Source organism: Aquihabitans sp. McL0605, from assembly GCF_049993875.1.
Classification (GTDB): domain Bacteria; phylum Actinomycetota; class Acidimicrobiia; order Acidimicrobiales; family Iamiaceae; genus Aquihabitans.
In genome coordinates this window covers 3,997,630-4,009,473 of record NZ_CP188252.1, presented here as the reverse complement: position 1 = coordinate 4,009,473, position 11,844 = coordinate 3,997,630, and the positions used below count along the sequence as shown (strand labels likewise).

General features: G+C 69.9%; 14 protein-coding genes. 4 read left to right on the top strand and 10 right to left on the bottom strand.

What is annotated here, in order from left to right:
• Window positions 1-64: 64 nt before the first annotated feature.
• Window positions 65-826 carry a DUF305 domain-containing protein gene (locus ACPPVX_RS18540; RefSeq protein ID WP_426572064.1) on the bottom strand — a complete coding sequence of 254 codons (762 nt, stop codon included), beginning with the start codon at window positions 824-826 and terminating at the stop codon, window positions 65-67.
• Window positions 827-1,186: 360 nt separating this feature from the next.
• Between ACPPVX_RS18540 and ACPPVX_RS18535 the strand changes: the two genes are divergently transcribed.
• Window positions 1,187-2,296: an acyl-CoA desaturase gene (locus ACPPVX_RS18535; protein ID WP_426572063.1), complete on the top strand. Its 1,110-nt coding sequence runs from the start codon at window positions 1,187-1,189 to the stop codon at window positions 2,294-2,296.
• 186 nt (window positions 2,297-2,482) lie between these two features.
• Here ACPPVX_RS18535 and ACPPVX_RS18530 read toward each other — a convergent pair whose 3' ends face one another.
• The 3 genes from ACPPVX_RS18530 to ACPPVX_RS18520 form a co-directional block, all read right to left on the bottom strand.
• Window positions 2,483-2,962, bottom strand: coding sequence for a CarD family transcriptional regulator (locus tag ACPPVX_RS18530; protein ID WP_426572062.1), 480 nt, complete (start codon window positions 2,960-2,962; stop codon window positions 2,483-2,485).
• Between the two features lie 103 nt (window positions 2,963-3,065).
• Complete coding sequence (locus tag ACPPVX_RS18525; RefSeq protein WP_426572061.1) at window positions 3,066-3,521, bottom strand: Zn-ribbon domain-containing OB-fold protein; 456 nt, start codon at window positions 3,519-3,521, stop codon at window positions 3,066-3,068.
• Window positions 3,518-4,690, bottom strand: a complete 1,173-nt coding sequence (locus ACPPVX_RS18520; protein ID WP_426572060.1) for an acetyl-CoA acetyltransferase — start codon at window positions 4,688-4,690, stop codon at window positions 3,518-3,520. Before ACPPVX_RS18520 ends, ACPPVX_RS18525 begins: the two co-directional genes overlap by 4 nt.
• Before the next feature lie 65 nt (window positions 4,691-4,755).
• Between ACPPVX_RS18520 and ACPPVX_RS18515 the strand changes: the two genes are divergently transcribed.
• Window positions 4,756-6,000 (top strand): cytochrome P450, encoded by a 1,245-nt coding sequence (locus tag ACPPVX_RS18515; protein ID WP_426572059.1) that lies wholly within the window; start codon window positions 4,756-4,758, stop codon window positions 5,998-6,000.
• Here ACPPVX_RS18515 and ACPPVX_RS18510 read toward each other — a convergent pair.
• The 6 genes from ACPPVX_RS18510 to ACPPVX_RS18485 all read right to left on the bottom strand — a co-directional run bounded on the left by ACPPVX_RS18510 (window position 5,971) and on the right by ACPPVX_RS18485 (window position 10,465).
• The gene (locus tag ACPPVX_RS18510) at window positions 5,971-6,819 is read right to left on the bottom strand and encodes a phosphatase PAP2 family protein (RefSeq protein WP_426572058.1); all 849 of its coding nucleotides are present in this window, start codon (window positions 6,817-6,819) and stop codon (window positions 5,971-5,973) included. The two genes, ACPPVX_RS18515 and ACPPVX_RS18510, sit on opposite strands and share 30 nt — an antisense overlap.
• 105 nt (window positions 6,820-6,924) lie before the next feature.
• Window positions 6,925-7,158 carry a DUF5652 family protein gene (locus ACPPVX_RS18505; RefSeq protein ID WP_426572057.1) on the bottom strand — a complete coding sequence of 78 codons (234 nt, stop codon included), beginning with the start codon at window positions 7,156-7,158 and terminating at the stop codon, window positions 6,925-6,927.
• A 46-nt stretch (window positions 7,159-7,204) separates the two neighbouring features.
• Window positions 7,205-8,101 carry a cell division protein FtsX gene (locus ACPPVX_RS18500; RefSeq protein ID WP_426572056.1) on the bottom strand — a complete coding sequence of 299 codons (897 nt, stop codon included), beginning with the start codon at window positions 8,099-8,101 and terminating at the stop codon, window positions 7,205-7,207.
• Between the two features lie 18 nt (window positions 8,102-8,119).
• Window positions 8,120-8,797 (bottom strand): cell division ATP-binding protein FtsE, encoded by a 678-nt coding sequence (gene ftsE, locus ACPPVX_RS18495; RefSeq protein ID WP_426572055.1) that lies wholly within the window; start codon window positions 8,795-8,797, stop codon window positions 8,120-8,122.
• A 130-nt stretch (window positions 8,798-8,927) separates the two neighbouring features.
• Window positions 8,928-9,566, bottom strand: a complete 639-nt coding sequence (locus ACPPVX_RS18490; protein WP_426572054.1) for a class I SAM-dependent methyltransferase — start codon at window positions 9,564-9,566, stop codon at window positions 8,928-8,930.
• Window positions 9,563-10,465 carry a glycosyltransferase family 2 protein gene (locus ACPPVX_RS18485; protein WP_426572053.1) on the bottom strand — a complete coding sequence of 301 codons (903 nt, stop codon included), beginning with the start codon at window positions 10,463-10,465 and terminating at the stop codon, window positions 9,563-9,565. The genes ACPPVX_RS18490 and ACPPVX_RS18485 overlap by 4 nt, the downstream gene beginning before the upstream one ends.
• An 88-nt stretch (window positions 10,466-10,553) precedes the next feature.
• Here ACPPVX_RS18485 and ACPPVX_RS18480 point away from each other — a divergent pair, with 88 nt between their 5' ends.
• On the top strand, window positions 10,554-11,474 hold the full coding sequence (locus ACPPVX_RS18480) for a GDP-mannose 4,6-dehydratase (RefSeq protein WP_426572052.1): 921 nt from the start codon (window positions 10,554-10,556) through the stop codon (window positions 11,472-11,474).
• A 34-nt stretch (window positions 11,475-11,508) separates the two neighbouring features.
• A complete protein-coding gene (locus tag ACPPVX_RS18475; protein WP_426572051.1) occupies window positions 11,509-11,826 on the top strand; it encodes a hypothetical protein in 318 nt (105 codons plus the stop codon).
• Window positions 11,827-11,844 lie beyond the last annotated feature (18 nt).

The following is an 11,844-nucleotide window of genomic DNA, read 5'->3' as shown; positions in this document are numbered from 1 at the left end:
GCTGGGCCGCGGGGAGGCGGAGCGATCCGTCCCGGCCGTCGACCGGGCGGATCCTCTGTGGCGATCAGTCCGTGGAGTCCCGGAAGCTCAGCGGGTTGAGGCGCTGGTCCTGGGTGGGGTCGCTGAAGCCCTTGGGGATGGGCAGGTCGTGAGAGGTGCGGTACCGGGCCAGGTCGAGCACCTCGGACCGCTGGTTCTTGACCATCGACAGGGCCAGGTTGCGGGTGGTCTCGTCCTTGCCGTGGCGGGCGGCGTAGTCGGCCATGTGGAGCCCGGCGAGGTGGTGCTCGGACATCAGGGCGATCCAGAGCGCCTCGGCGTCCTTGCCGGTGGCGTTGCGCAGCTGCTCCATCTGGGCGTCGGTGGCCAAGCCGGTCATCTTGTCGATCGGCAGCGGCTCACCCATCCACCCCATGACGGTGTCGCCCGGCTCCGAGTCGTGGTGGAAGCGGTCGAGCGTGGCCGAGAACACGCCCTGCTCGTAGCGCTGGCCGATGATGATCTCCTGCGCGTACGACGTGAGGTTGGGGTCGAGGCCCTCCTTGGCCAGCAGCAGCAACGACATCTGGACGGCCTGCTCGTGGTGGTACCCCATGTCCTGCATGAAGCCCACGTCGACGGCGTTGAGAGGATCGGCGTCGCCGTCGCGCTGGCCCACGACGAACGCGATGGCGCCCACGAGGAACGCGACCGCCACGACGAGGGCGGCGACGTGCCAGCCCGAGAACCAGCGCTCGCGGGGTGGTTCGGTGGTCCGGGCATCGGCGTCGCCCTCGACGGGTTCGTCGGCGCCCGGGTCTGCCAGCGCTTCGGGGGTGACGGCCACGGGTCCTCCAGGGGGCGAATCGATGACGCCATCCTGCCAGGGCCGCCCCGCGGTGCGGCTGTCGGGGCCGGCGCAGCGGTGGGGGCCCGAGCCTGGGCCCGAGCCCCCACCACGGATCACGCGATCCGACCTTCTGAGCCACCCCAGCCCTATCCGGCCGGCCGCCACCCGAAATGCCGGGTGGATCCGTACAGAGAAGAGACGATCCGAGGGTCCGTCATGACGCCGAGCGGGCGATTTCTCGTTCTTGACCTGCCCTGCGCCCCGCGTGACCCATCCCACACGAGGCTGCCTTTCTCAGCCTACCTACCAGTAGGTAGGCTGGGTTTCCGGTCCCACCACCAGCAGAAGCGAGACCCGATGAAGTTGCACGCCATCGAGCGCAGCCCCGTGGAGCGGGTCAACTGGAAGACGTCGTTCCCGTTCTTCCTGGTGCACGCCCTGGTGCTGCTGAGCTTCGTGACCGGCGTGTCGATGACCGCCGGCGTGCTGTTCCTGGTCATGTACTGGGGCCGGATGTTCTTCATCACGGCCGGGTACCACCGCTACTTCTCGCACCGGTCCTACAAGCTCAACCGGGGCATGCAGTTCATCATGGCGTTCGGTGGCGGCATGTCCGCCCAGAAGGGCGCGCTCTGGTGGGCCAGCCACCACCGCAACCACCACCGCTACTCCGACACCGAGCTCGACCTCCACTCACCGCAGAAGGGCTTCTGGTGGAGCCACGTCGGCTGGATCCTCTGCGACAAGAACAACGAGTGGGACGCCGAAGGCATCCGCGACTTCAACAAGTTCCCGGAGCTGCGCTTCCTCACCAAGCACGACTGGATCCCGCCGTGGGTCGCCGGCGTCAGCTGCTACCTCATCGGCGGCTGGAGCGGCCTGGTCTTCGGCTTCCTCGGCTCCACCGTGCTGCTGTGGCACTCCACGTTCCTGGTGAACTCGCTGGCCCACGTCATGGGGCGGCGCCGCTACGCCACCACCGACACCAGCCGGAACTCCGCCCTCATCGCCTTCCTCACGCTCGGCGAGGGCTGGCACAACAACCACCACTACTACCAGGCCTCGGCTCGCCAGGGCTTCTTCTGGTGGGAGTTCGACGTGAGCTACTACGTGCTCAAGGGCCTGAGCTTCGTCGGCCTCGTCAAGGACCTCAAGGAACCGCCGGCCCGCGTGAAGTCGGCCGCCCGGGTCCGTGACGGGCAGTTCGACATGGGCATGTTCAAGAACTACTGGGGCAAGGCCGGTGCTGCCCTCCACAACGTGAGGCTCCACAAGGCCGACGAGACCGATGCCGCCCTGCTGCTCGAGACCGACCCGGAGCTGGCCACCCGCCGCGAGCACCTCGACGAGCTCATCGCCCAGAACCGCGCCGCCCTCGCCGAGCACGTCGCCAACGCCCTGGCCCACGCCGAGGAGCTCGGCCGCCTCACCCGGCGCCAGGAGCGCCAAGCCGGCGTCATCGACTGAGTCGGGAACGTCGCCCTCTCGTCACTCGTTCGCTGGCGCTCACTCCGTTCCTCGAACGCTGAGGAGCTCCTGACGTCGCTGCCCTCGCTCAGGGGCACGACCTCGCCTCGCCCCGATGCGGACGTAGAACGCAAGGAGCCCCGGACCTCAGGTCCGGGGCTCCTTCAGTTCTCGGTGCGAGGAGGTCTACTCCAAGCCCTTCTCGAGCTTCACGAGGGCATCTTCCTCGGTGACGTTCAGGGCGAAGCTGAGCTCCGACACGAGGATGCCGCGGGCCCGCTCGAGCATGGACTTCTCGGCCGTCGACAGGCCCTTGCCCTTCTCGCGGAGCGCCAGGTTCCGGACCACCTCGGCCACCTGGTACACGTCGCCCGACTTCATCTTCTCCTGGTGGTTCTTGAAGCGCCGGCTCCAGTTGGCCGGCTCGCGCACGTCGCGCTTGGCGATGAGGCGGAACAGATCATCGACGTCGGACTTCGAGATCGGCGGGCGCATGCCCACCTCTTCGGCCTTGTCGACCGGCACCGACAGCGTGAGATCGCCGTGCACCATCTCGAGGACGAAGTACTCCTTCGTCTCGCCCTGCAGCTCGCGCTTCACCTTCTTCTTGATGATGGCGGCGCCGTGGTGCGGGTAGACCACGCGATCGTTGACCTTGAACGACATCTGACTCCACTTCAGGTGGCCGGGTTCGACCGATGGGGACGAACCATTGTGCCAGAGTCGGCCCCTACCTGGACAACCGACCACCGATCACGGCGCGGGACGGTCAGGTGCGCACGAACACGGGGAGGTGCCGGCCGTCGGCCAGCGGCTCCCACGCCACGCTCACCTCGTCGCCCACCCCCGCCGTGGCGGCGCCGGCGCCGAGCACGTTGGTGAGCATGCGCACGCCCTCGGGCAGGTCGACGAGGGCGACCGCGAACGGGGCGCGCCCGGCCATGCCGGGGTTGCCCGGACCGGGCATCACGCTCAGGGCGTAGACCACCCCCGTGCCCGCGGCGGGGCGGAACTCCAGCTCGGTGCCGAGGCAGCGGGGGCACGCCTCGCGCGGGAAGTGGATGGCCTGCTCGCACGCGGTGCACCACTGGATCACCAGCCGTCGCTCGCGCGTGGCGGCCCAGAACGGTTCGGCGGCGGGCGAGACCGGGGGTTGGAGGCGCTCGGGCGCACCGTCGGGCGGGGCCAGGAGGGGCCCGGGGGTGGTGGGGTCGGCCGGGCTCATGCCGTGGCCTCCGTTCCCAGGAGGATGGTGGACATCGCGGAGAGGACGCCGCCGCTGCCGTGGGCCAGGGCCACCTCGGCGCCGGCGACCTGGCGAGGACCGCACTCCCCCCGGAGCTGGCGGACCGCTTCGACGAGCAGGAAGATCCCGAACATCCCCGGGTGCGTGTAGGCGAGCCCACCGCCCGTGGTGTTGGCGGGCAGGGCGCCGCCGGGAGCCAGCACGCCGTCGGCGACGTAGCCGCCGCCCTCGCCCTTGGGGCAGAAGCCCAGGTCCTCGAGCAGGAGCAGCACGGTGATGGTGAACGAGTCGTAGATCTGGGCCACGTCGACGTCGGCGGGCGTGAGGCCGGCGGCGGCGAACGCCAGCGGGCCCGACACGGCCGCACCGGTGGTGGTGAGGTCGGGCATCTCGCTGATCATGGCGTGGGTGTGGCAGGTGCCGGTTCCGAGCACGAGCGCCGGCGGCTTGCGCAGGGCCTTGGCCCGCTCGGTGCTGGTGAGGACGACGGCGCCGGCGCCGTCGGTGACGAGGCAGCAGTCGAGCTTGTGGAGCGGCGACGCCTGCATCGGCGAGGCCAGCACGTCGTCGATGGTGATGAGCTCCTGGAGGCGCGCCAGCGGGTTCTGGGCGGCCCACTTGCGGGTGTCGACGGCGATCTGGGCCAGCTGCTCGCTGGTGGTGCCGAACTCGTGCATGTGGCGGCTGGCGGCCAGCGCGTACGCGCCCATGGGCATGCGCATGGCGTAGGGCAGCTCCCACTCGGCCGACGGGGTGGGGCCGGGCACGGTCTGGCGGCTGACGTAGCCGCCGGCGCCGCGCTTGAACGACGACTTGGGCGTGGCGGCGTAGACCACCACCGCCACCTCGCACAGGCCGAGGGCGATGGCCGCCGCTGCGTGCTGCACGTGGATCTCGAAGCTCGAGCCCCCGGTCTGCGTGGAGTCGGTCCAGCGAGGGGCGATGCCGAGGTACTCGGCCAGCTCGAGCGACGCGGCCCAGCCGGGCGTGGTGCACGAGAACAGGCCGTCGACGTCGCCGATGGCGAGGCCCGCATCGGCCAGGGCCTCTCGGATGACGCGCACCTCGAGGGCGCGGACGCTCCCCTCGAGCTCGCCGGTGGGCGACACCGCGTCGGACACCCCGACGATGGCCGCTGCTCCTCGCATGCTTCGATCGACCACTCTTTGCACTCCTACTGCAAGATCTTCCCAGGGCAGGGTATCGTCGGGGCATGACCGACGAGGCACCCACGTCCGTGATCGGACTGAACCCGTTCGAGCCCGGCTTCTACGCCAACCCGTACGCACAGTATGCAGAGATCCGTGCCACCGACCCCATCCACAAGAGCGCCTTGGGGCCCTGGCTGATCACCCGCTGGGCCGACGTGCACACCCTGCTGCGGACGCCCGGGATGAGCGTCGAGGAGCGCAACATCACCATGGACGGGCCGTCCCGTCGCGAGCGCATGAACGAGCTCCGCGCCGCCAACGGCGGTGCTCCCATCGAGCGCAGCCTCGCCATCTTGAACATCGACCCGCCCGACCACACCCGCATCCGCCGGCTGGTGTCGAAGGCCTTCACGCCCCGCGCCGTCGAGCGGATCCGCAGCCGGGCGGGCGACCTGACCGACGAGATCCTCGACGACCTGGCCGGCCGCGGCGAGCCCGTCGACCTCATCAGCGAGCTGGCGTTCCCGCTCCCCTTCACCGTGATCAGCGAGATGCTCGGCATGCCCGACGGCGACCGGCTCCAGCTGCGGTCGTGGTCGCACACCATCACCCAGGTGCTCGACCCGCTCCTGGCGATGCAGCACGGCGAGGAGATCATCGCGGCGTCGATCCAGATGCGGCGCGTGCTCAGCGAGGCCATCGCGTGGAAGCGCGCCAACCCCGCCGACGATCTGCTCACCGCCATGATCCAGGCCGAGGACGAGGGCGACGTGCTGAGCGATGCCGAGCTGCTCGAGAACCTGGTGCTGCTGTTCCTGGCCGGCCACGAGACCACCGTCAACCTGATCGGCAACGGCGTCAACGCGCTGCTCGACCACCCCGATCAGCTGGCCCTCCTGGCCGCCGATCCCTCGCTCGCCGCCAACGCCACCGAGGAGCTGCTCCGCTTCGACAGCCCGGTGCAGTTCTCCCGCCGCATCGCCCTGCAGCCCCTCGAGATCGAGGGCGTCGACATCGCTCCCGGCGAGCTGGTGATGACGTGCCTGGGTGCCGCCAACCGCGACCCAGCGAAGTTCGGCCCCACCGCTGCCCAGCTCGACCTCACCCGGCCCGATGCCCGCGAGCACGTCTCGTTCGGCTCCGGCGTCCACCACTGCCTGGGTGCGGCTCTGGCCCGGTTGGAGGGCCAGGAGGCCATCGGCCGACTCGTCCGCCGCTTCCCCGCCATGGAGAAGGCCGCCGTCCCCACCAACAACGGCCGCATCGTCCTCCGCGGCCTAGACGACCTCCAGGTCACGCTCAACTAGGCCCGACGACAACGGCACCTCGCGCTCGAACGCCATGGCGACCAGCGCGGCGCCGACCGCCACGACGACGATCCCGATCGGGAACGCGCGTCCGAAGTCGGACAGCGACAGGCCGGCACGGCGAGCGCCGAGCACGGCGCCGCCGAGCACCACCGCAACGGCGGCGACGACCACCGCGAGGTACGACGCGCCGCTGATCCTGACCGAAGGCCGCGGCCGGAGCACGGCGAGCGCCCCGATACACACCAAGGCCAGGAGGTAACCGCCCACCACGTCGCTCACCCGGTGGATCGGGACGTACACGGCGACGGCGCCGACACCCATGGCGAGCGCGAGCGACGCGAGCCGGAGCCGGGGCGACGCCGGGACGACCAGCGCGATGGCGAGGGCGATCGCCATCGCGGCCGTGGCATGACCACTCGGGAAGCTCGGGCCGTTGAGCGAGTCCGACCCGGTGAGCACGGGCCTCGCGAACGCGGCACGACGGACGACCTCGGCGCTCACGGTCGCCAGCAGCACGGCGACGCACGCGGCCCGCGCCAGCGCGTCGCGCCGGACGCGGCACAGGAGCACGGGCGCGAACATCACGCTGGCGATGCTGAGCAGCCGGCTCACGACGCGGGCGTCGGCGTCGCTCGTGCGGTCGTAGCGGTGGTGGATCACCGCGTACTCGTCGATGCGCTGGCCCCATCCCGATCGCACCGACACCCCGTACAGGACCCCGAGCACCACCATCGCGACGACCGGCACCAGCCAGGGCCGCAGCTGCCGGGCCGCGTCGAAGTCCCGAACCTCGATCTCCGCCGCCTCCGACCCCATCGATCGATCGTAGGGGAGGCGACCACGACCCATCAGGCGCTCGGGAGGTCCCGGGCTCCAGCCGACGCCGCTGGGCTTCGCTTCCCTGCCGGACGCCAGGGCGGGTCAGGCGGGCTGCGGTCGGCGGCCGCGGAGGAAGTAGGCGATCGGGACGACGCCCACCGAGTTGAGCAGGGTCACGGCGAGGACCCACCGACGCTTCGAGCCTCGGACCTCGGCCGCGGGACGCCGCGCCAGATCGACCAGCGCGGCGATCCTCAGCACGGCGTCGACGGTGGCCCCGACGACGACCAGCTTGCGGGTGCGGGGGCTGAGCTCGTTCCAGCGCTTCGCGGGCATGCGCTCACCCTTGCCCACTTCTCCTGGGGCGACAAGCGCCCCCGGATCAGACGTCGAGGAAGCGGCGGGTGGCGAGGAGGGAGCTGCCGACGCTGAGGATGATGGCGGTGATGCCGACCCACATGCAGGCGAGCCAGACGTCGCTCGAGTTGATGGAGAAGGACTGGAGCAGGTCGAGCCCGTCGCCCTTCTTCAGCAGGTCGTCGATCCAGCCGCGGGCCAAGAACACGAACCCGATGGCGAGGACGCCGCCTATCAAGCCCTGGATGAAGCCCTCGAGCATGAACGGGACGCGGATGAACCAGTTGGTGGCCCCGACGAGCTTCATCACCTCGATCTCGCGGCGACGGGCGAACATCGCGGTGCGGATGGTGTTGAGGATCAGCAGGGCCGACGCGGCCAGCAAGAAGACGGCGAACGCGAACAGGCCCTTGTTGACGAAGTCGCTCATGCCCTTCATCTGCCTGATCACGTCGGTGGCGGCGCGGACCTCGAAGACGTTCGGCTGCTTGCGGTAGTAGTTGACCAGCCCCTGGACGGTCTCGACGCTGGAGTCCTTCGGCCGGACCCGGAAGCTGGTGGGCAGATCAGCGGCCCGCACGTTCTCGAGCATGGTGTCTTGGCCCTTGAACAGCTTCTTGAAGTCGGCGTAGGTCTCGTCTCGGCCGACGTAGGTGGCGGTGTCGATGCTGGGGTTCTCGTTGAGCGACGCCTTCACGTCGGAGAGCTGCGCCGGGGTGATGTCGGGCTCGACGTAGACGATGAACTCGACGCCGTTCTCGAACTGCCGGGTCAGGTTCTGCGCGCCCTGGCGCACGAGGACCGTGGTGCCGACGATCGCGAGCGACACGAAGACCGTGAGCACGGACGCGACGGTGAGGGTGACGTTTCGGGTGAGGTTCGCGGTGGTCTCGCGGAACACGTAGTTGCCGTTGATGGCCATGGGTTCTGCCTCGTTGCCTTACTCGTAGACGCCGCGGGCCTGGTCCCGGATGATGGAGCCGCGGTCCAGCTCGATCACCCGGCGCCGCATGGTGTCGACGATGCTTCGGTCGTGGGTGGCCATGACCACCGTGGTGCCCGTGCGGTTGATCCGGTCGAGCAGGCGCATGATGCCCACCGACGTGGCCGGGTCGAGGTTGCCGGTGGGCTCGTCGGCCAGGAGGATCAGAGGGCGGTTGACGAACGCCCGGGCGATGGACACGCGCTGCTGCTCGCCGCCCGACAGCTCGTCGGGGTAGTTCTTGTGCTTCTTGGCCAGGCCGACCAGCTCGAGGATGGCCGGGACCTGCGTCTTGATGACGTGGCGGGGACGTCCGATCACCTCGAGGGCGAAGGCCACGTTCTCGTAGACGGTCTTGTTGGAGAGGAGCTTGTAGTCCTGGAAGACGCAGCCGATGTTGCGCCGGAGGAACGGGACCTTCCAGCTGTTGAGCTCACCGATGTCCTTGCCCGCCACGAAGATGCGGCCGGTGCTCGGCTCCTCCTGCTTGTTCAGCAGGCGGATCATCGTGCTCTTGCCCGAGCCGGAGGGGCCGACGAGGAAGACGAACTCACCCTTGTTGATCTCGCACTCGGCCTCCCTCAGGGCGACCACGTCCCCCTTGAAGACCTTTGAGACGTTTTCGAGCTTGATCATTCGGGAGGGACCCCAGGGTCGGCGGGTGCGGCGGTTCCCCTGACGTCCAGCGGAGCGCGCCCGGCGACGTTACCGCGCGGGTTCGCGCGTCCTGTGGCACCCCGAGCACGTTGCGGACGGTGGCAGGGCGTCAACGGGGCTGGGATGCCTCGGCGATGATCCACGGGAACGCCTTGGTGACCTTGACCTCGTCGAAGTGCAGGCCGAGGGCGGACCGGAGCTTGCGCGGGTTGAAGAAGTTGACGTGCTCGGGGTCGTTGCCCATGCGCTTGACGTTCTTGCCCCGGCCGAGGTTGCCCAGGCGGAACCACGGCTCCCACGGCACGGACACCACCAGGCGGCCGCCGCAGATGCGGGCCATCTCGGCGACGGCCTGCTCGTAGCCGGGCAGGTGCTCGAGCACCTCGATGGAGGTGACCAGGTCTGCCGACCGATCGGGGAACGGGAGCACGCCGGCGTCGCCGCGGACGACGGAGACGGCGGGCAGCTTCTGCGAGGCCACGAGCGCCTTGTCGTGGCGGTACTCGAGACCGATGGCGGGCGTGTGCTCCGGGAACATGCGCTCGAGGGCGAAGCCCTCGCCGATGCCGATGTCGACGACCACCCCGGTGGTGTCGCCCAGGATGGTGTGCATGGTGCCCATCCAGCGGGCGAGCAGCTTCTGGACGACCGGGTTGGACGTGCCGTACTTGGCGGCGTCCTGGCCGGCGGCGGCATCGTCGAGCCCGGGGGCCAGACCGATGGAGCGGGGGCGCTCGGGCGCGGTCACGACAGGTCGCCTTCGGCGGTGGAGTCGAGCCGGTCCCTGCGCCGCAGGTTGACCATGAGCTCGCCCAGCAGGCCGAGGGAGATCATCTGCACGGCCACCACGACCAGGAGCACCCCGAGCTGGAGCGCCGGCCGCTGGCCGATCTCGTGGCCGAGCAGCTTGGAGATGGTCATCCAGACCAGGACCAGGGTGCCGGCGAAGCCGATGCCGAAGCCGATGCCGCCGAAGAGGTGGAAGGGCCGGGCCGTGTAGGTGGTGAGGAACTTGACCGTGACCAGGTCGAGGAAGCCCCGCCAGAACCGGGCCGGACCGAACTTCGAGGTGCCGTGGAGGCGCTCGTGGTGCTCGACGGTGACCTCGTTGACCTTGAAGCCGTTCCAGACCGCGAGGACCGGGATGTAGCGGTGGAGCTCGCCGTACATCTCGAGGCTGTCGGCCAGCTCGCGGGTCATGAGCTTGTACCCGGAGTTGAAGTCCTTCATCTTCACCCCGGTGACCATCGACGTGGCGCCGTTGTAGATCTTCGAGGTGTTGCGCTTGATGAACCGGTCGTTGCGCACCTCACGCCGGCCGGTCACGAGGTCGTAGCCCTCGTCGAGCTTGGCGAACATCTTGGGCAGCTCGGCCGGGTCGTCCTGGCCGTCGGCGTCCATGAGCACGACGTACTCGCCGGCGACGTGGTTGAGCCCGACCTCGAGGGCGGCCGACTTCCCGCCGTTGCGCCGCATCCGGATGTACCGGACGGTTGAGCTGCGCAGGTCCTTCATGACCGTGCGGGTGCCGTCGGTGGAGCCATCGTCGACGACGAGGATCTCCCACGACCGGCCGAGGGCGTCGAGCGCCGCCGCCGTGGCGGGGATCACCTCGACCAGGTTCTCGGCCTCGTTGTAGGCCGGCATGAGCACAGAAATGTCACAACCCAAGACCGGCACCTCGTTCGACCATCGGGCCAAGGGTAGTTGGTGGCTCTGCCTAGACTCGCAGTCCATGTCGCCGGTGAAGGTCCTGATCACCGGTGCATCCGGCTTCGTCGGAGGGCACCTCACGGCCCACCTGGAGGCCTGCGGCGACGAGGTCATCGGCATCGACCGGGTGCCCGACGGCATCGACATCACCGACGCGGCCGCGGTCGCGGCCGTCATCGCCGAGGTGAAGCCCGCGGCCATCTACCACCTGGCCGGATGGGCCGACGTGGGTGGCTCGTGGAAGGCGCCGGTGGAGGCGTTCCGGGTCAATGCGGAGGGCACCCTCAACGTGCTGAGCGCCGCCGCCGCGACCGGCGTCGAGCGCGTGCTCGCCGTGTCGAGCGCCGACGTGTACGGCAAGGTCGAGCCCTCCGAGCTGCCGCTCACCGAGGACTCCCCGCTGCGCCCGGCCAGCCCGTACGCCGCGTCCAAGGTGGCGGCCGACTACCTCGGCCTCCAGGCGTGGCTGGGCAACGGCCTGCCCGTCCTGCGCGTCCGCGCGTTCAACCACCTCGGCCCCGGCCAGACCGACAAGTTCGTGGCCCCGGCCCTGGCTTCGCGCATCGCCCGCGCCGAGCGAGACGGTGGCGACGTCTTGCCCATCGGCGATCTGTCGGCGCGCCGAGACTTCACCGACGTCCGCGACGTGGTGCGCGCCTACCGGCTCCTGATGGAGAACGGCGAGCCCGGGCAGGTCTACAACGTGTGCTCCGGCATCGACCTCGCCGTGCAGGACCTGGCCGACCAGCTGCTCGCCCAGGCGCGGATCCCGCTGCGCTTCGAGACCGACCCCGACCTGCTCCGCCCCGTCGAGGTCCCCGTGCTGCGGGGCAGCTACGAACGGCTGCACCAGGCGACCGGATGGAAGCCCGAGATCCCGATCAGCCAGACGCTGACCGACCTGCTCGAGGACTGGCGCCGCCGCGTGGCCGCCGGGGCCTGAGCCGCCCCGGAGGGGCTGCGGGTAGCCTGACCGGATGGCCGTGCGCACCGCTCCGATCGTGTTCGTCTCGCTCGTCGGCGGCTACGCCGTCGGCAAGGCCACGAAGGATCGCCGGCTGGCCGGAGCGGTGATGGCCAGTGGCGCCACCATCGCCAAGACCCAGTGGGCCAAGACCAGCGGCGTCGCCACCACGGCCCTCCTGAGCGGCATCTTCTACGGGTCGTTCGGCGCCTCGCACCCGTTGGCCAAGAAGATCGGCGCGTGGCCCGCGGTGCTCACCGCCGCCGGGGTGAGCGCGGCCAGCGCCCACCTCCTCAACGACCGCAAGCTCGCCGCGCCCGCCTCCGCCTGACGCGCACCCGCCGGTGGA